Below are 18,456 nucleotides of genomic sequence, written 5' to 3'. Positions count from 1 at the left end.
CCGGGCCCCTGAGGGGGACACCGGCGGCGGTCCTCGCCGCGACCGCCACCGGCATCGCGTGATACGGCCGGCGGCGGGGAAAGGTTCGACGTCAGGGCCGGGCGTGACCGTACGCAGTCGACCGCTTGCGCGCCGGACGACCGGCGGCCTTCGCGATGGCCCGCAACTGCTCCTCGGTACGCGCCGACCCGTTGTCGGAGCCGGCCATCCGGGAGATGGTCTCCTCCATCAGGGTGCCGCCGAGGTCGTTGCAGCCGCCCTGGAGCATCGCGACAGTGCCCTCGTCACCCAGCTTCACCCAGGAGCACTGGATGTTGTCGATCCGGCCGTGCAGCAGCAGCCGGGACATGGCGTGCACCACCCGGTTCTCCCGCCAGGTCGGCCCCGGTCGGGCGATACCCGCCAGATAGATCGGGGCGTTGGTGTGCACGAACGGCAGCGCCACGAACTCGGTGAACCCGCCGGTGCGGTCCTGCACCCCGGCCAGCACCCGGAAGTGCGCCAGCCACTGCCCGGGATGGTCGACGTGGCCGTACATCATTGTGGAGCTGGACCGGATGCCCAGCTCGTGTGCGGTGCTGACCACCTCGACCCAGGCGGCGGCCGGCAGTTTGCCCTTGGTCAGCACCCAGCGCACGTCGTCGTCGAGGATCTCGGCGGCAGTGCCGGGAATGGTGTCCAGCCCGGCCTCGCGCAGCTGGAGCAGCCACTCACGGACCGGCACGCCGGCCTTCGCGGCGGCGGTGACGATCTCCATGGGCGAGAACGCGTGCACGTGCATCTCGGGCACCCGGGCCTTGATGGCGCGCACGATGTCGGCGTACCCGGTGACCGGCATCTTCGGGTCGATGCCGCCCTGGAGACACACCTCGCTGGCACCGACCGCCCACGCCTGCTCGGCCCGGTCGGCGACCTGCTCGACGGAGAGCCGGTACGCGTCGGCGTCCCGCTCACGCTGCGCGAAGGCACAGAAGCGGCAGCCCACGTAGCAGACGTTGCTGAAGTTGATGTTGCGGTTGACCACGTAGGTGACGTCGTCGCCGACCGCCGCGCGGCGCACGTCGTCGGCGAGGCGGCACAACTCGTCGAGCGCCGGCCCGTCCGCGCCGAACAACGCCAGGGCGGCGTCGGCGTGCCGGGGGTCGAGCAGCGCCGCCGGGTCGTCGGCGGCCAACCGCAGCCCGGCCGCCAGGTCACGGTCCGCGCCACCGCCGGCCGACGCCTGGGGTACGCCCGCTCGGCGCGCGGCCGCCTCCGGGGTGACCTTGCCGGCCACCTCGGACCAGTCGCCGTAGACGCTGTCGAAGTCACCGCGCCGGTCGTCGGTGCGACCTGTGGTGTCGATGGTGGCATGCAGGTCGACCCGCCCGCCGAACACCTCCTCCGGCTCCTGCCACGGTCGTCCCTGCGGCATCGCCGACTCGACCGCCATGCCCGTCGCCGGGTCGGCCAACGCGCCGACGTGCGGCAGCAGCCGCGGGTCGAGCCACGGGTCGCCCGCCCGCACGTACTCCGGGTAGATCGTCAACCGCTCCCGCAGCGTGAACCCGGCCAGTTCGGTGTGCCGGGCCAGCTCCTCGATCTGCGGCCACGGGCGCTCCGGGTTCACGTGGTCCGGGGTGAGCGGCGAGACGCCGCCCCAGTCGTCGATGCCGGCACGCAGCAGCAGGTTGTACTCGCCGGCGATGAGGTTCGGCGGGGCCTGGATCCGGGCCTTCGGGCCGAGCAGCAGCCGGGCCACCGCCACCGTGGCGGCCAGGTCGTGCAGCTCCGCGTCGGGCATGCCGCGCATCGCCGTGTCCGGCTTGGCGCGGAAGTTCTGCACGATCACCTCCTGGAGGTGGCCGTACTCCCGGTGCGCGCGGCGAATCGCGAAGAGCGCGTCCACCCGCTCCGCCGGAGTCTCCCCGATGCCGATCAGGATGCCGGTGGTGAACGGCACCCCGACCCGGCCCGCGTCCTCAAGCACCCGCAACCGGACCGCCGGCTCCTTGTCCGGTGAGCCGAAGTGCGGGCCACCCGGCTCGGACCAGAGCCGGGTCGCGGTGGTCTCCAGCATCATGCCCATGCTCGGCGCGACCGGCTTGAGCCGTTGCAGCTCCGACCAGGACAGCACCCCCGGGTTGAGGTGCGGCAGCAGGCCGGTCTCCTCCAGCACCGCCACCGCGCAGGCCCGCAGGTAGTCCAGGGTCGAGTCGTAACCGCGTTCGTCCAACCAGGTCCGGGCCGCCGGCCAGCGCTCCTCCGGCCGGTCACCCAGGGTGAACAGCGCCTCCTTGCAACCCTGGGCGGCGCCGGCCCGGGCGATCGCGAGGACCTCGTCGCGGTCCAGGAACGGCGCCGGCAGCCGGTGCGGCACGGTGGCGAAGGTGCAGTAGTGGCAGCGGTCCCGGCAGAGTCGGGTCAGCGGGATGAAGACCTTCTTGGAGTACGTGACCACACCGGGTCGCCCAGCGTCCCGCAGCCCGGCGTCGCGGATCCCCCCGGCCAGCCGGAGCAGCTCGTCGAGCGCGTCGCCACGAGCGGACAGCAGCGCGGTCGCCTCGTCGACATCCAGCGCCCGCCCGTTCGCGGCCCGGCCCAGGGCCCGCCGCACACTCGCGTCGCTCGGAACTGACTGGGTGCGATCAACCATCCACTCACCCTATGCGCAGTGCTACGCCACCCGGCCAGGCCCGGCCCGCACCGTGAGAAAGGGCCCATCTGGCTCGGCACTGCGCCAGCACGTCGGCGATCGGCCGGCGCGGTGATCAGGTGATGAGAAGTAGGTCAGTGGCGGTCCTGACACCTACTTCTCATCACCTGATCATGGAGTCACCCGGAAGGCCGACTCAGCGGGGTTGGTCGGGGTGGTCGTTGGGCTTGATGTGCTGGGTGCGGTCGTCGTCCGAGTCGGTGGGGCGGCTGATCGCCTGCGTCGGATCGGCGGGATGCGCGATGGCCTGCGTCTTGTCGGCGGTGGCCGAGTCGGCGGGCTGACGCGGGATGGCCTGCGTCGGATCAGCCGACGGCGGCTGCCCGAACGGCGGCGCGGCAGGAGACGGCGGCGCGGGGTTGGCCGGCGGTGCGGACTGCGGGAACGGCGGCGCGGACTGCGGGGCAGCCTGGAACGGCGGCGCGGACTGCGGGTGCGGCGGTGGCGACTGCGGCGCCTGGAACGGCGGGGACTGCTGACCGAACTGGCCCGGGTACTGCGCCGGCGGGTACCCGCCCGGCTGGCCGGCGGCGGGCCATCCGCCCTGCGGCTGACCACCGGGCTGCGCCGGCCAACCACCCTGCTGCTGCGGCCAACCAGGATGCGGCTGGCCCGGATGCGGCTGGCCGTAGACGCCCGGCTGGGGCTTGGGTCGCGGCACGTAGTAGTGGGCGCGCCAGATGGTGTAGACCACCCAGGCGGCGATCGCGAAGATCACCATCCAGGCGAACCGGGTCAGCACACCGAGCAGCGCATCGAGCACCTCGGCCTCGGCCAGCCGGCCCACCGTCCAGATCAGCATGGTCAGCGTGCCGAACAGGGCGCTGACCGCGTACTCGATGAGAGCTGCCTGCGTGATCAGCTTCGCCTTCGCCAGCACCGGCGAGATGTGCGTGGCCAGCAGCACCGCCAGCAGTGGGAGGCCCACCGCCTCCACCCCGATGAACGCGTCGAACGCACTGCCCGCGCGGTCGGTGAAGGAGCTGTCGTCGTTCGGTGCGATGAGCCGGAGCAGGCCCACGAAGAGGAACACGGCGTTGGCACCAAGCAGTGCGAGCGCGGCGAGCTCCCGTAGTGGCTTGGTCAGCTGGCGGGCCTGCGCCGCGTCAGCGGACGTCGGCTCGGCGGGGCTGGTCACGAGCTCCCCCTCAGGGCAGGAACGGACAGGGCGCGAGTGAGCCTAGTCTCTCGGGCCACCGACGGATCGGAGGCGTCACGTGCGCGAGGATGGTCGACATGCGCATCGTGGTTCTGGCCGGCGGCATCGGCGGCGCCCGGTTCCTGCTCGGGGTCCGGGCGTACGCCCGCGACGTCGGCGCGGAGGTGACCGCCGTGGTAAACGTCGGCGACGACCTGTGGTTACACGGGTTGAAGATCTGCCCCGACCTGGACAGCGTCATGTACACGCTCGGCGGGGGCGCCGACCCGGAGCGGGGCTGGGGTCGGGTCGGCGAGAGCTGGACGGTCAAGCAGGAGCTGGCCGCGTACGGGGCACAGCCGACCTGGTTCGGCCTCGGCGACAAGGACATCGCCACCCACCTGGTCCGCAGCACCATGCTCAACGGCGGTTACCCGTTGAGCGCGGTCACCGAGGCGTTGGCCAGCCGCTGGGAGCCGGGCGTACGCCTGTTGCCGGCGACGGACGACCGGCTGGAGACCCATGCCGTGGTGGAGGACGACCAGGGCCAGCGGGCGATCCACTTCCAGGAGTGGTGGGTGCGGTACCGGGCTGACATCCCCACTCACCGTTTCGTGTTCGTCGGCGCGGAGACGGCGCAGCCGGCACCGGGGGTGCTGGACGCGATCGCGTCGGCCGACCTGGTGTTGATCGCGCCCAGCAACCCGGTGGTGAGCGTCGCGCCGGTGCTGGCCGTACCGGGGCTGCGGGAGGCGGTGGTGGACGGCCCGGCGCCGGTGGTGGGTGTTTCTCCGATCATCGGTGGCGCGCCGGTCCGCGGGATGGCCGACCGGTGTCTGGCGGTGCTCGGTGTGGAGTGCAGCGCGGCGGGGGTGGGTCGGCTCTACGGTGGCCGGGCGATCGGTGGCCTGCTGGACGGTTGGCTGGTGGCCGAGGAGGACGCGGGCACGCTGGTGCCCGAGGTGACGGTCCGCGCGGTGCCGCTGCGGATGACCGACGAGGCGGCGACGGCGGCCATGGTCCGCGCCGCGGTGGAGTTGACGTGAGGCTGGAAATTCTGCCGGTGCTCGGCATCGGCCACGTGACCGAGGGCGACGACCTGGCTGCGGTGATCGCGACCGCCGCGCCGTGGCTGCGCAACGGCGACGTGCTGGTGGTGACCAGCAAGATCGTGTCCAAGGCGGAGGGGCGACTGGTCGACGTGCCGGCGGACGGTCCGGAACGGCTGGCCGCCCGGGACGAGGTCCTGGCCGGTGAGACCGCCCGGGTGGTCGCCAGCCGGGGGGCGACCCGGATCGTGCAGACCCATCACGGCTTCGTGATGGCCTCGGCGGGGATCGACGCGTCGAACGTGGACAAGACCCAACTGGTGCTGCTACCGGTCGACCCGGACGCCTCGGCGCGGGCTCTGCGGGACGCGCTGCGGGAGCGTTACGACCTGGACCTGGCCGTGATCATCAGTGACACGATGGGCCGGCCGTGGCGCAACGGGCTCACCGACGTGGCGCTCGGCGTGGCCGGGATGCCGGCCATCCGCGACCACCGGGGCGAAATCGACCCGTACGGCAACGAGTTGCAGTTGACCCAGATGGCCGTGGTGGACGAGTTGGCGGGTGCCGGTGAGCTGATCAAGGGCAAGTGCGATCAGGTCCCGGTCGCGGTGGTGCGGGGCTACCTGCCCGCCACCAACGGCGACGACGCTGGCGGCGCGCGGGCGTTGGTCCGCGACGCGACCCAGGACCTGTTCTCGCTCGGTACCGCCGAGGCCCGCGCCGCCGGGCTGGTCGACGCCGCCACCCTGGCCGACGGTCCCGGCCCGACACCGGCCGACCTGGCCGCGGTGCGACGGGCGATCGACGCGGTCGCCGAGGTGGTCGCCCCCGGCACGGTCTTCACCATGGTCGACGAGGCCGAGGTACGCGCCGGCCTGGTCGCCGAGATGCCCGGGTGGCCGGAGGGCGCTGCCCTGCTGCTCGGCTCAGCCCCGACGCCCGTCGAGCCGATGGGCCTGGTCCGCTTCGGCGCCGACCTGCACCGGTTGCGCGCCGCCCTGGCCGCCGAGGGTGTCGGTTCGACGCTGTTGCCGCCACCGCCCGGCAGCCCGGCGAGCGCCGCGCTCGCCTTGTAAACCAGCCAGCGCCGCCCCCGCTCTGTCCGAGACGGCCGGGGTCACGCTCAGCCGGCGCGAGACGGCCGGGTCACGCGTCAAGCATGGCCCGGCCCAGCGGGGTCAGCGTGTGCAGCACGCTGTTGCGTTCGCGGTTGCTGACCAGCAGGCCAGCGTTGCGCAGCACGGTGGCGTGCTGGCTCGCCGCCGCCGCGGAGATGTTGAGCTGGCGGGCGACCTCGCCGGTGGTGCAGCCCTCGTCGCTGGCCTGCAACACCGCCGCCCTGGTGCGGCCCAGCAGCGCGGCGAGCGATTCGCGGGCGGCACTGGACGCGGACCCGCCGCTGGCGTCGGGTGCCACCAACGCGCCCAGCCGGTCCACCGGGTAGACCAGCACCGGTGGCAGCGCCGGGTCGAGCAGTGCGACCGGGGTGGCCGCGCAGAAGAACGACGGCACCAGCAGCAACCCGCGGCCGTCCAGGTGCAGCTCCCGGCTGTGCGGGTAGCTGCGGACCTCCAGCACCCCGCTCTCCCAGCGCATCGCCGGCCGGAGGCTGGTGAGCAGGCCCTCGACACCGCCGTCGAGCAGCGCCCGCGCCCGCCGCGCGCGGTCCGCCGCCACCGCGGCCTGGATCCGACTCCAGTACGGGCTGATCGCCAACGACCGGTACTGCTCCATCGAGTCGGCCAGGTGGTGCAGCGCCGACACCTCGCCCCGGGCCAGCGCGGCTGCCGAGGCGGGCAGCGGCTTCTCGGCCGCCAGCACGCTCAGGTCACGGTGCAGCAACTCGACGGGCGTCCGGCGGAGCGCGTCCAGCCCGGCCTCGAAGCCCTCGACGCTGGCGTACGGGGTGAGGAAGTCGGGGAAGTAGCCGCGTGGCGGGTTCAACGCGAAGAGCAGACGGAGCTGCTCGGAAGAGGCGTCCTGGCGCAGATCCCGGGCCACGCTGCGCCGCCAGTTGGCGGTCAACGGGTCGCGGGTGCGGCCGCGCAGCACGTGCAGGCTGAGGACCAGCTCCCAGACCGGGTCCGGCGCCGGCGCAACCCGGGTCCGGAGGATGTCCTCGCCAGAAAAGTAGATCTTCAGCATGGAGCGCTCCCGTGTCGCCGGCAGGGGGATGCCGAGTGACCGTTCGACTCTACCCGGCCGGCAGTAATCTCCATCTTTAAGCCTGGACTGAAAAACCTCGACGCCTCCGGGGCCGGTTCGGCATGCTTCCCATGCCCGAACACGGTGCCGCGCGTCCTGGACGCCCGTGCTGCCGGGGGGGGCACCGGGACCGGGGAGGCCCCGGTGATCGGACGGCACCACGAGGGTCTGCGGCCCTTGCTCCGCAGAGGTGCCGTCCGGTCATCCGCCCCCGGGGCCGGCTCAGCCAACCCAGAGCGCGACCCGATGGTCCTCGTCCGTGACGTAGAACGGTCGCCCGTCCGCCTCGGCCAGCCCTTCGACGTGGTGAAACGGCGCCAGGTCCGCAACCTCCTCCCCAACGAGCCGGCGCTGGTCGCCCGCCTCGCCACCGGGAAGCCGGAAGCGGACGTGCCGGGAGGTGACCTCGCCCCCACCCGGGTGGTCGTCGAGCAGGACCGACCCCTTGCCCAGCGCGTCGATCGAGCCGATAACGGCCGCGTACCCGCCATCAACCGTCGGGGTCATCGCGCGGAAGCCGGTCAGCTGCCCCGGCGGGGTGACCCCGGTCAACACGTACGCGCCCAACGCCCGCGGCCACGCCGGCTCGGCCGTGAACATGCCCGGCACGCCGGCCACCTCGACCAGGATCGGCTCACCGGCGTCGGTGACCGGGAAACGCAGCCCGAGCAGCACCGTACCGTCCGGAGTGAAGGCGGCGGCCTCCACGTTCAACGGCAGGTCGTCCGGTGCCAACCGGCTCACCCAGCTCTTCTCCCGGACGGTCCCCCGTGCCAGCGTCTCCACGATGAACCGTTCCCGCACCCGCTCCCCCGGCGGCAGGAGGGTCAGCGGCGACGCGGCGAGAGCATCGTTCACCGCCCGGTGCAGTCGGAACGAGTTGCGCACCACGTGCACCGACACCGGCCCGGCCGCCGCGTCGTCCTCGCGGAACCGGGCCACGAAGGCGCGCCGAGGTCGCAGCGGGCCAGCCTTCGAGCCGAAGTGGGAGCCGAAGACGTACACCCAGCCGTCGTGGTGGGCGAGTGCCTCACCATCCTCGGTCCGCCCGTTCTGCACACCGGCATCCGCTCGCACGTGCCGGGCCGTCCACTCGCCGTCCTCCTGCTCCAGCAGCAGCGCGAGGCAGCGCTCCACCGGCCCCTCGTCCAGCACCGTCCAGAAGCCCCGCCGGGCACCGTACGCGCGCAGCAGCGCCGCCGACCGCACCGGCAACAGATCGCTGGCCTCGTTACCGGCCACCACGAATTCGAGGAGTCGCAGGGTCACCGAGCCAGCGTACGGAGCACACGCTCGTACAGTGGCGGGGTGCCCGACACCGTGATCACCGGCCCGACCGCCCCGACGACCGACCCTGAGACGTTCGCGGCGCTGCACGCCGACGCCACCGCGTTGCTGGAGGGCTGGCAGCCCACCAGCCCGGGTGCCGCCGACGCGCGGGACCGGACCCTCGCCCTGCTCGCCGCCGGCCCGGTCGCGATGAGCCGGCAGCACCGCCCAGGGCACGTCACCGCAAGCGTGTTGGTGCTGGACGCCACCGGCTCCCGGGTGCTGCTCTGCCTGCACGGCAAGATGGGGCGGTGGGTGCAGCTCGGCGGGCACTGCGAGCCGACCGACCAGACCCTGGTCGGCGCCGCGCTCCGCGAGGCCACCGAGGAGTCCGGGATCGCCGGCCTGCGCATCGACCCGGTGCCGATCGACGTGGACGTGCACCAGGTGCAGTGTCAGGGCGGCTCGGCGCACCACGACGTCCGGTTCGCCGTGCTCGCCCCACCCTCGGCGGTGGAGCAGGTCAGTGACGAGGCCGAGGCGCTGGGCTGGTTCCCGCCGGACCAGCTGCCCGAGCCGCTGGCCGGCGGGACCGTGCAACTGGTCGCACCGGCCCTCGCCGCCCTCAGACGTAGCCCTCTTCGCCTCGCTCCTTGAGCTCGTCGACCAGGGCCTTGACGTCCTGCGCCCGGTCGCGCGGGCAGACCAGCACCGCGTCCGGGGTGTCCACCACGATCAGGTCACGCAGACCGAGGACGGCCACCAACCGACCCGACTGCGGCACGACCACGAGGTTCGCGCTGTCCCGCAGCAGCACCCCCGGCTTGGCCTCCGTGCCGAGCACCACGTTGCCGGCGTCGTCGGCCGGCAGCACGTCGCCCAGGGTGTGGAAATCGCCGACGTCGTTCCAGCCGAAGTCGCCCGGCACCGTCGCGACCCGACCCGCCGTGGCCGCGCCCTCCATCACCGCGTAGTCCACCGAGATCTTCGGCAGGGTCGGCCAGATCGCGCCGAGGACGTCGTCCTGCTCGGGGGTGCCCCAGGCGGCGGCGATCGCGGCGACTCCGGCGTGCAGCGCCGGCTGCTGGCGGGCCAGCTCGGCGAGGAAGACGTCCACCCGCCACACGAACATGCTCGCGTTCCACAGGTGCCGGCCCGAACGGACGTACGCCTCGGCGACCTCGGCGGCCGGCTTCTCCTTGAACTCGGCCACCGGCCGCCACGGCACACCCTCGGTCGGATCGCCGGTCTCCAGGTAGCCGTAGCCGGTCTCCGCCCGGGTCGGGGTGATCCCGACGGTCATCAGCATGCCCTGCTCGGCCCCGCGGACCGCCTCCTGGACGGTGCAGACCCAGCTGTCCGGGTCGCGGATCAGGTGGTCGGCCGCGAAGCTGCCCATCACCGCGTCGGGGTCGCGCGTCGCGATCACCGCGGCTGCCAACGCGATCGCCGCGCAGGAATCCCGGGGTGAGGGCTCGACCAGGATGTTCTCCTCCGGCAGCACGGTCAACTGCCGTGCCACCGCCGTCACGTGCGCGGCACCGGTGACCACAAGGGTCCGATCCGGTGTGGTCAACGGCGCGAGCCGTTCCACGGTCGCCTGCAGCAGCGAGGCGCTGGTGCCGGTCAGCGGGTGGAGGAACTTGGGATGGCCAGCGCGGGACAACGGCCACAACCTCGTGCCGCTGCCACCTGCCGGAATGACCGCATAAAGCATCCGCACATCATGCCCGACAAACCTGCCCGAAGTGGCACGGGTCACCAGCAGCGGCGCGGAGGATCAGGAACGGGCGCGACTCCACGCGGCGATGTGCACCTCGGCGCTGGACTCCCAGGTGAACTCCTTGGCCCGGTCGAACCCCGCCTTCGCCAGCGACAACCGCCGCTGCTCGTCGTCGAGCAGGGCGGCCAGGTCCGCGCCGATCTGCTCCGGGTCCTCCGAGGTGTACGCGACGGCGTCGCCGCCCACCTCGGGCAGCGAGAGCCGGGGCGTGGTCAGCACCGGGGCGGCGCACGCCATCGCCTCCAGGATCGGCAGCCCGAACCCCTCGCCGTAGGACGGGTACGCGGCGACCAGGGCGCCACCGAGGAAGCCCGGCAGGTCGCCGTAGCGCAGGTAGCCGGGGCGCAGCAGACGCAGGTGCGACGGAACCTCGGCTACCGCCCGGTCGATGTCGTCGTCGTGCCCCTGCCCACCGGCGATCACCAGGGCCGGCGGGTCGACCCGGTCAGCCACCGCCCGCGCCCATCCACGGATCAGGTTCGGCACGTTCTTCCGTGGCTCCTTGGCGCCGAGGAAGGCGATGTAGCTGCTGTTGCCCAGCCCCAGACGGGCGCGTACGCGGGCCTTCTCCTCCTCGGTGGGAGCGTGGAAGGCAGCCTGGTCGACGCCGTGGTAGGCCACGTCGATCCGGGTCGGGTCGGCGTCGAGCAGCCGGATCAGCTCGTCCCGGGTGGCCTTGCTGGGCACGATCACCCGGTCGGCGCGGCGCAGCGAGGTCTTGATGGCGCTGCGGAAGAACGTGCGGCGCGACTTGTCGTAATGCTCCGGCTCGGTGAAGAAAGTCGCGTCGTGCACGGTGACCGTGACCGGACACCCGGCCCGCAGCGGGCAGGTGTAGAAGGGCGAGTGCAGCACCTCTGCGCCCACCTGCTGAGCGAGCAGCGGCAGGCCGGTCTGCTCCCAGGCGAGCCGGGCCGGGCGGTGCGCCACGGCGGCCGGGGCCGGGATGATCTCCGCGCCAGGCAGCATGCGGGTGTAACGCTCCAGATCGGTGCGGAGACTGACCACCGCCAGCTCCACCCCCGACCCGCACACCTTGCCGAGGGCACCGAGCAGACCGTCGACGTATCGACCGACACCACCACGGTCGGCGGGGACACTCGTGGCGTCGATGAGCACGCGGGGCGGGCGACCGGCGGTCACGGGGCGACTCCTTGTATGGCGGTCTGTGGGGAACAACACTCCGGGGGTCAAGCCTACGCCGGGGCGTGGGGCCCACGCTGACTGCGACCCGACGGTACGCCGACTTGTCATCGTCATCGAGTACGGCCCGCAGGGGCGTATCGTTCGCGCCGATGGCCGACAACATTGCCCGGGTGTTCGCCGACGCGATCGCGACCGACCCGACCCGACCGCTGCTCACCTGGTACGACGACGCCACCGGCGACCGCACCGAACTCTCCGGCGCCACAGTGGCGAACTGGGTGGCGAAGACCGCCAACCTCCTCGTCGACGAGGTCGGCCTCGCCCCTGGCACCCCGGCCGGAGTGCTGCTGCCGCCGCACTGGCAGACCGCGGCGGTGCTGCTGGGCTGCTGGTCGGCCAAGCTGAGCGTGATCGACACGCCGGGCGACGTGGGAGTGCTCTTCGCCGCGGCCGACCATTTCGACGAGGCGCAGTCCTGGTCCGCCGACGAGCGGTACGCCCTCGGGCTGGCCCCGCTCGCCGCCCCGCTGCGGCAGGTGCCGCCCGGGTTCGCCGACTACGTGGTCGAGGTACGCGGACACGGTGACCACTTCACGCCGCAGGCCGGCCCGGGTCCCACCGACGCGAACCTGCTGGGCCGCGCCGAGGCTCGCGCCACCGAGTTGGGCTTCGAGCCCGGCGCGCGGGTCCTCGTGGACGCCAATCGGTACCCCGACCCGGTCGACTGGCTGCTGGCGCCGCTGACCCGCGCCGCCACCGTGGTCCTCTGCGCCAACCAGGACCCGGCCCGCCTGTCCTCCCGGCTGACCGCAGAAAAAATCACGCACTCCCTCGGGTAGCCCGGTCGCCGCGCCCCGCGGGCGCCCGACGTGGTCGGGCCCGCGGGTGGGGAGGCATGCCGGTGGATGAGTGAGTGCCGCCCCCTTTGCTCTGCTGCCCTCGATGCACCGGGGCGGGGGCCCGGGTGCAGGGCGCCGGGTGCAGGGCGCCGGGTGCAGGGCCCCGGGTGCAGGCGCCGGGTGCAGGCCCCGGGTGCAGGCGCCGGGTGCAGGCCCCGGGTGTGGGCGCCGGGTGTGGGCGCCGGGTGTGGGCGCCGGGTGTGGGCGCCGGGTGTGGGCGCCGGGTGGCGCATCGGAGGCAGCAGAGCAAAGGGGCGATCACGCTGAGGCGGGTCCGGTCGCCTTGAGGGGCGCGAACCAGCCAGCCCTGGCCGGAAGGTCTCAGGCGGGCGTCCGGTGCGGAGGGCGGCGTTGGGCCAGGGCGGCGAACGCTGTCAGAGACTCCGGGTTGGCCAGCGCGCCCTTCGCCGCGGCCTGGTCGACCGGAGTGCCGGTGAGGATCTTCTTGACCGGCACCTCCAGCTTCTTCGCCGAGAGGGTACGGGGCACCGAGCGCACCTGATGGATCTCGTCGGGCACGTGCCGGGGTGAGAGCGCCGTCCGCAGTTCGCGGCAGATCTTCGTGCGCATCGGGTCGTCCAACTCCAGGCCCTCGGCCAGCACCACGAAGAGCAGCAGCTCACCGGCGCCGCCCTCGTCGTCCTCCAGATGGACGACGACCGAGTCGAGCACCTCGTCGAGCCCTTCGACCACCGAGTAGAACTCGGCGGTGCCGAGCCGCACCCCGCCGCGGTTGAGGGTGGCGTCGGAGCGGCCGGTGATCACGCAGCCACCCCGCTCATTGATGGTGATCCAGTCGCCGTGCCGCCAGACGCCCGGGTAGACGTCGAAGTACGCCTCGGCGTAGCGGGTGCCGTCCGGGTCGTTCCAGAAGCCCACCGGCATGCTCGGCATCGGCTCGGTGATCACCAGCTCGCCCAGCTCGCCGATGACCGGCGTGCCGTCGGCGGAGCGGGCCTCCACCTTCGCGCCCAACGCCCGGCAGGCGATCTCACCGGCGTACACCGGCAGCAGCGGCACTCCGCCGACGAAACCCGTGCACACGTCGGTGCCACCGGAGAGCGACTGGAGCTGGAGGTGGTCGCCCACGGTCTCGTACACCCAGCGGAAACCCTCGGCGGGCAGCGGCGCACCGGTGGAACCCACGCCGCGCAGCGCCGACAGGTCGGCGACGTCGCGGGGGACCAACCCGGACTTGCGGCAGGCCAGCAGGTACGGCGCGGAGGTGCCGAAGTACGTGGTGCCGGTCTCCGCCGCCAGCCGCCACAGCGCGCCGAGGTCGGGCTCAGCCGGCCGGCCGGGCTCCGCCCGGACCCCCGGGTTGCCGTCGAACAGCACGATGGCCGCCCCCACCGCGGGGCCGGAGACCAGGAAGTTCCACATCATCCAGCCTGTGGTGGTGAACCAGAAGAACCGGTCGGCCGGGCCCAGGTCGTGGTGCAGGGCGAGCATCTTCAGGTGCTCCAGCAGGATGCCGCCGTGGCCGTGCACGATCGGCTTCGGCAGCCCGGTGGTGCCCGACGAATACAGCACGTAGAGCGGGTGGTCGAACGGCACCGGGGTGTACGTCAACGGCTCGTCGGTGGGCGCGGCCAGCTCGGCCCAGCCCAGCGCGCCCTCGGGCGCGGGGCCCGTCGGGTCGAGGTAGCCGATGCTGACCGTGTGGCGCAGCGACGGCAGGGCGGCCCGGATCGCCGCCACCTCGGCCCGCCGGTCCACCGGCTTGTCGCCGTACCGGTAGCCGTCCACGGCGACCAGCACGGTCGGTTCGATCTGCTGCCAGCGGTCGGTCACACTCCGGGTGCCGAACTCGGGGGCGCAGGACGAGAAGATGGCGCCCAGGCTGGCGGTGGCCAGCAGCAGGACGTACGTCTCAGCGATGTTCGGGGCGTACGCCGCCACCCGGTCACCGGCGGTGACGCCGAGCCGACGCAGCCCGGACGACACCCGGCGGATCTGCTCGCGCAGTTCCCCGGCGGTCAGCGTGACCGGCGCTCGGGTCTGCCCGTGGGAGATCACCACCGGGTCGTCGTCGGCCCGCCCCGGCATCCGCAGCACGTTCTCCGCGTAGTTGAGCGTGGCGTCGGGGAACCAACGCGCGCCGGGCATCCCCCGCTCGGCCAGGGTGGCGGTCGGCGGGGTGTGCGCGATCACCTCGAAGTGATCCCAGATCGAGCGCCAGAACCCGTCCAGGTCGGTGGTGGACCAGCGCCACAGCGCGTCGTAGTCGGCGAAGTCCAGCCCACGGTGCTCCCGCAGCCAGCGCAGGTAGGCGCCGATTCGGGACCGCTCACGTACGTCCGCCGGCGGCGCCCACAGCATGTCACCCACTGTTCCACCCTCCCCCTGGCCCGACACGACGCTGTGACTGGGCCGTGACGCCATCTTGCCCTACCTCGAAGCGCCATTCTGCGCACCGGGTAGCCCCACCGACGCGTGCCCGTCCCACACTCCAACCCGCCACCTCATGTGGGTCAGCCGGCGCGGTGCGCCTGGATGGCGCGGCGGCGGGCGAGGCGGTGCGCACGGCGGATCTCCGCCTCCTTGTACCGGCGCTCGTCCTCCGCCGTCTCCGGCAGCACCGGGCGAACCGCCCGCGGTGCCCCGCCGACGTCCACGCCGACGAACACCAGGTACGCGGTGGCCACCCGGACCGGCGCGTCCTCGGCCGAGTCCCACCGTTCGGCGACCACCCGCACGCCCACCTCCATCGAGGTCTGGCCGGTCCAGTTCACCTGGGCGTGCGCGTGCACGAGGTCGCCGACCCGGACCGCCTCGGAGAAGACGATCTCGTCGATCGCCGCGGTCACCGCGGTGCCGCCGCTGTGTCGGGCGGCGGCGGCGCCGGCCACGTCGTCGACGAACTTCATCAGAACCCCGCCGTGCACGGTGCCGTAGAGGTTGACGTCCACCGCGGTCATGATCTTGCTGAGAGTGACGCGCGAGTACGACGTCGGCTTGCCGATCGGAGCGGCGGAGAGGTGCTCAGTCATGGCGAAAACGGTACGGTGCGCGGATGCGACATCTCTGGAGCTTCCTCGCCGGACTGGTGGTGGCGCCCATCACCTGGGTGCTGGTCACACTGGGGCAGGACGGGTCGAGCCGGACGGTCGACCGCTGGGTGGAGATCGGCACGTTCAACACCGCCAACCTGATCGAGCCGGCCGTGTACCTCGGAGTCGGCGGTGTCCTGCTGGGCCTGCTCGGCACGCTGCGCTTCTCACCGCTGGGCCCGTTGGTGGCCGGAGCGCTGCTGGTCACCCCGTACATCGGGATGTTCGTGGCGCCCTTCTCGGTGCGGGACGCGATCCCGCACGAGTGGAAGGTGTTCGGCGATCCGTTGCCGCTGCGACTGCCCGTGGAGAACGGCACGCTCTTCCTGATCGGCCTGCTGCTGCTGATGGCGACCTTCAGCCAGCAGCGTTGGCGGCAGTGGCCGAGCCCGACGACCGATCGGGCCCCGGCACCCGCCCCCGCGTCGGACGGAGGCCCCCGCGACGACGACTTCACGTTGACCGACTGGCCGGCCCCCGCGCCCGCCGAGCGGGACACCGCGCCGCTCACTCTGGGTTACCCGGCCGACTCGACACCTACCGAACCGCTGCCCCGCCGGGTGGGTGGCGAATCACCCTGGTCCGCCCCACCGCGCGGTCAACCGCGCCCCGAGGACGAAACCACCACCGAGATCCGCTGATCGTCGGGGCGGGCCGGTGAACCGGCCCGCCCCTTTCGTCCCTTCCGGGCTAGTGCAGCGCGACCGCCAGGTCCGGGTCGACCGCGCCGAGGCTGGCACGCGGCACGACGAGGAGCATGACGATCAGCGCGGCGGCCATGCCGCCCGCGATGACGATCGCCATCGGTACGCTCCCGGTGCCGAACAGCCCGGCCAGTGGCGCCGACAACGCGCCGATACCGAACTGCACCGCGCCGAGCAGCGCCGCGGCGGTGCCAGCGGCCTCGCTGTGCCGGCTCATGGCCAGTGCCGGCGCGTTCGGCAGGGCGAGGCCGGCGGCGGCCAGGACCAGCCACAGTGACGCGAGCAGGGTGCCCAGGCCACCGAAGCCGGTCGCCGCGAAAATGACCAGCAGCAGGCCGGCCGCCGTTCCGGCGATCAGGGCACTGACCAGGATCTGCTGCGGGGTGTAGCGGCGCAGCAGCCGCACGTTGAACTGGGTGGCCCCGATCAGGCCCACCGCGCCGGCCCCGAAGGCGATGCCGAACTGCTGCTCGTCGAGGCCGTACTCCTGCTGAAGCACGAACGACGAGCCCGAGACGTACGCGAACAGGGCCGCCATGGCCAGCCCGGCGACCAGCACCAGGCCGACGAACGCCCGGTCGTTGAGCAACCCCCGGTAGTCGCGCAGGGTGGCGCTCACCCCGCCGTGCCGCCGACGCGCCACCGGAAGGGTCTCCGGGAGCCGGAACGCGGCCACGACGATCAGCAGCGCGCCCAGCACCGCCAACGCCGCGAAGACACCCCGCCAGTCGGTCCAGCTCAGCAGGCCACTGCCCAGGGTCGGCGCGAGGATGGGCGCCAGGCCCATGACGAGCATCAGCCGGGAGAAGATCCGGGCGAAGGAGGCCCCGCTGAACAGGTCGCGGACCACTGCCGTGGCGACCACTGTGGCGGCGGCGACGCCGAGCCCCTGGAGTACCCGCAGCCCGCCGAGCACCTCGATGTTGGGCGCGAAGACGCACAGCACGGATGCGACGATGTGCGCAGCCAGCCCGGCCAGCAGCGGCACCCGCCGCCCGACCACGTCGGAGAGCGGCCCGATCAGCAACTGACCCAACGCGAGACCGACAAGCGTGCCGGTCAGCGTCAACTGCACCGCGGTCTCGGTGGTCTCCAGGCCCGCCGTGATGGCGGGTAGCGCGGGCAGGTACATGTCGATGGTCAACGGCCCGATCGCGATCAGGGCGCCCAGCACGAGGACGATCTGCGCCCGCTGACGGTTGGTCATCGCGTCACCGGGCAGCATTTCTCGCGCGACGGTGGAATCGCGTCCGGTCTTCTCCACCAACTGCTTCATCATCTCGATCTCTCTGCGGAAGCTGATGCGTCGTCACGAGCGGCGGCGCGGGGCGTCACCGGGACCGCGCGCAGGCGGCGGCACGGTGTGCGGTGCTCGGCGGTGGGCGGCGTGGACGTGACGAGGCAGGGGTCGTGGCGGGCCGGCCGGGTCGGGGAATGATCCAAGGGTGATTCTGTCGGTCGGCAACACGTCGGCGGCGGGTGACGTTCCCGGTGTGTGGGGAGTCACCCCGCCGCACCCGACCGCGCCCCTTGTGACAGGGGTCACAACCAGATCAGAATCGGGGCTGGGTTACGCGTCGTCTGTGTACTGGTCTCCACCCACTTGGTCGAGGACGTCGCGGTGGCCTGCAGCGACGTTGTGCTGGTCAGCGAGGGTCGGTTGGTGTAGCAGGGCAGCACGGGAGAGCTGGCCGAGCAGGGCGGCGCCGACGACGCCGACGACAGCGCCACCGAACGCGGCTACTCGTCGTTGTTGCGCGCCTACCGTGGGCGGGTGTCGGCATGACGGGACGCATTCTCCGCATCGAGCTGCGCCGCTCGGCGGCGCTGGGCATCGGCCTGTTGTTGCTGGTGACCGGCGCGGCGTTGCTGCTGCCGTCCACCGAGTTCTTCGCGGGGCGGTGGATGCAGCTGGCGGTGCTCGCCCGGTCGATGCTGATGGTGCTGCTGCCACTCGCGCTGGCCGGCGGGGCGTGGATGGGCCGGCGCGACGCGCGTCACCGGGTCAACGAGTTGTTCGCGAGCACCGTCCGGCCGCGGTGGCAGCGTGTCGTCCCGACCGCCAGCGCTCTCGCGGTCACTGCGGTGACCGCGTACATCCTGGTCTTTGTGATCGCGGCCGCATGGGTGGTGCCGACGTCGGGATATTTCCCGACCGCGACGATCGTCGTCTTCGCGGTCGGCGTTCCGGCGGGTTGGCTGGGCATGGCCGCCGCCCGGGCCGTGCCCCGGGTGATCACCGCGCCGGTTCTCGCCGTGGTCGGGTTCGTCCTGGTGGGGTTGGTGCCGGAGTTGGCCGTGTCGCGCCCCGCGAGCACGGATCTCACGCAGTTCCGCCCGGAACCGGCGGCGGTGCTGCTCGTGCCGGTGATCACCAGCTTGGACGACTTCCAGACGATCGCGACGCGGGTCAGCCTGCTCCAGGCGCTGTGGCTGGTGTCCCTCGCCGTGACCGGCCTGCTGCTGCTCGGCGCGGTCCGCCGCCGCGCCATCGTGTTCGCCGTGCGCCCTC

The 18,456-nt window shown here is 72.6% G+C and carries 15 protein-coding genes and 1 pseudogene; 6 read left to right on the top strand and 10 right to left on the bottom strand.

The features are described from left to right. Positions 1 to 91 precede the first annotated feature (91 nt). A complete protein-coding gene (locus ABZU52_RS02365; protein ID WP_354969301.1) occupies positions 92 to 2,635 on the bottom strand; it encodes a bifunctional FO biosynthesis protein CofGH in 2,544 nt (847 codons plus the stop codon). A gap of 196 nt (positions 2,636 to 2,831) precedes the next feature. After that, positions 2,832 to 3,833, bottom strand: coding sequence for a hypothetical protein (locus ABZU52_RS02360; RefSeq protein WP_354969300.1), 1,002 nt, complete (start codon positions 3,831 to 3,833; stop codon positions 2,832 to 2,834). Between the two features lie 98 nt (positions 3,834 to 3,931). Between ABZU52_RS02360 and cofD the strand changes: the two genes are divergently transcribed. After that, positions 3,932 to 4,879, top strand: a complete 948-nt coding sequence (gene cofD / locus ABZU52_RS02355; protein WP_354969299.1) for a 2-phospho-L-lactate transferase — start codon at positions 3,932 to 3,934, stop codon at positions 4,877 to 4,879. Beyond that, positions 4,876 to 5,961: a coenzyme F420-0:L-glutamate ligase gene (locus ABZU52_RS02350; RefSeq protein ID WP_354969298.1), complete on the top strand. Its 1,086-nt coding sequence runs from the start codon at positions 4,876 to 4,878 to the stop codon at positions 5,959 to 5,961. Before cofD ends, ABZU52_RS02350 begins: the two co-directional genes overlap by 4 nt. Before the next feature lie 70 nt (positions 5,962 to 6,031). Here ABZU52_RS02350 and ABZU52_RS02345 read toward each other — a convergent pair whose 3' ends face one another. Then, complete coding sequence (locus ABZU52_RS02345) at positions 6,032 to 7,030, bottom strand: winged helix-turn-helix domain-containing protein (protein ID WP_354969297.1); 999 nt, start codon at positions 7,028 to 7,030, stop codon at positions 6,032 to 6,034. Positions 7,031 to 7,312: 282 nt separating this feature from the next. Then, positions 7,313 to 8,359 (bottom strand): hypothetical protein, encoded by a 1,047-nt coding sequence (locus tag ABZU52_RS02340; RefSeq protein WP_354969296.1) that lies wholly within the window; start codon positions 8,357 to 8,359, stop codon positions 7,313 to 7,315. Between the two features lie 39 nt (positions 8,360 to 8,398). Here ABZU52_RS02340 and ABZU52_RS02335 point away from each other — a divergent pair, with 39 nt between their 5' ends. Further along, on the top strand, positions 8,399 to 9,016 hold the full coding sequence (locus ABZU52_RS02335) for an NUDIX domain-containing protein (RefSeq protein WP_354969295.1): 618 nt from the start codon (positions 8,399 to 8,401) through the stop codon (positions 9,014 to 9,016). On the opposite strand, the gene ABZU52_RS02330 is transcribed toward ABZU52_RS02335, so the two are convergent. Continuing rightward, positions 8,985 to 10,076 (bottom strand): sugar phosphate nucleotidyltransferase, encoded by a 1,092-nt coding sequence (locus tag ABZU52_RS02330; protein WP_354969294.1) that lies wholly within the window; start codon positions 10,074 to 10,076, stop codon positions 8,985 to 8,987. The genes ABZU52_RS02335 and ABZU52_RS02330 overlap by 32 nt on opposite strands. Before the next feature lie 63 nt (positions 10,077 to 10,139). Then, on the bottom strand, positions 10,140 to 11,285 hold the full coding sequence (locus ABZU52_RS02325; RefSeq protein ID WP_354969293.1) for a glycosyltransferase family 1 protein: 1,146 nt from the start codon (positions 11,283 to 11,285) through the stop codon (positions 10,140 to 10,142). Positions 11,286 to 11,437: 152 nt separating this feature from the next. On the opposite strand from ABZU52_RS02325, the gene ABZU52_RS02320 reads away from it, so the two are divergent. Continuing rightward, positions 11,438 to 12,127, top strand: coding sequence for a TIGR03089 family protein (locus ABZU52_RS02320; protein WP_354969292.1), 690 nt, complete (start codon positions 11,438 to 11,440; stop codon positions 12,125 to 12,127). A 381-nt stretch (positions 12,128 to 12,508) separates the two neighbouring features. On the opposite strand, the gene ABZU52_RS02315 is transcribed toward ABZU52_RS02320, so the two are convergent. After that, positions 12,509 to 14,518, bottom strand: a complete 2,010-nt coding sequence (locus ABZU52_RS02315; RefSeq protein WP_354969291.1) for an acetoacetate--CoA ligase — start codon at positions 14,516 to 14,518, stop codon at positions 12,509 to 12,511. Positions 14,519 to 14,661: 143 nt separating this feature from the next. Continuing rightward, a complete protein-coding gene (locus ABZU52_RS02310; protein ID WP_238657289.1) occupies positions 14,662 to 15,180 on the bottom strand; it encodes a hotdog domain-containing protein in 519 nt (172 codons plus the stop codon). A 23-nt stretch (positions 15,181 to 15,203) separates the two neighbouring features. Here ABZU52_RS02310 and ABZU52_RS02305 point away from each other — a divergent pair, with 23 nt between their 5' ends. After that, complete coding sequence (locus ABZU52_RS02305; RefSeq protein WP_354969290.1) at positions 15,204 to 15,881, top strand: hypothetical protein; 678 nt, start codon at positions 15,204 to 15,206, stop codon at positions 15,879 to 15,881. 49 nt (positions 15,882 to 15,930) lie between these two features. Here the strand turns inward: ABZU52_RS02305 and ABZU52_RS02300 are convergent, their stop codons facing one another. Further along, positions 15,931 to 17,223, bottom strand: coding sequence for a multidrug effflux MFS transporter (locus ABZU52_RS02300; protein WP_354969289.1), 1,293 nt, complete (start codon positions 17,221 to 17,223; stop codon positions 15,931 to 15,933). 303 nt (positions 17,224 to 17,526) lie between these two features. On the opposite strand from ABZU52_RS02300, the pseudogene ABZU52_RS02295 reads away from it, so the two are divergent. Then, positions 17,527 to 17,730 (top strand): annotated as a pseudogene (locus ABZU52_RS02295) (ABC transporter ATP-binding protein); the annotation flags it as partial. Between the two features lie 211 nt (positions 17,731 to 17,941). Here the strand turns inward: ABZU52_RS02295 and ABZU52_RS02290 are convergent. Beyond that, on the bottom strand, positions 17,942 to 18,436 hold the full coding sequence (locus ABZU52_RS02290) for a hypothetical protein (RefSeq protein ID WP_354969288.1): 495 nt from the start codon (positions 18,434 to 18,436) through the stop codon (positions 17,942 to 17,944). Positions 18,437 to 18,456 lie beyond the last annotated feature (20 nt).

Origin of the sequence: Micromonospora sp. NPDC005220 (assembly GCF_040607895.1) — a bacterium.
Classification (GTDB): Bacteria; Actinomycetota; Actinomycetes; order Mycobacteriales; family Micromonosporaceae; genus Micromonospora.
Note: the sequence above shows the minus strand (reverse complement) of the source record. Positions and strands in the feature narration are given on the sequence as shown.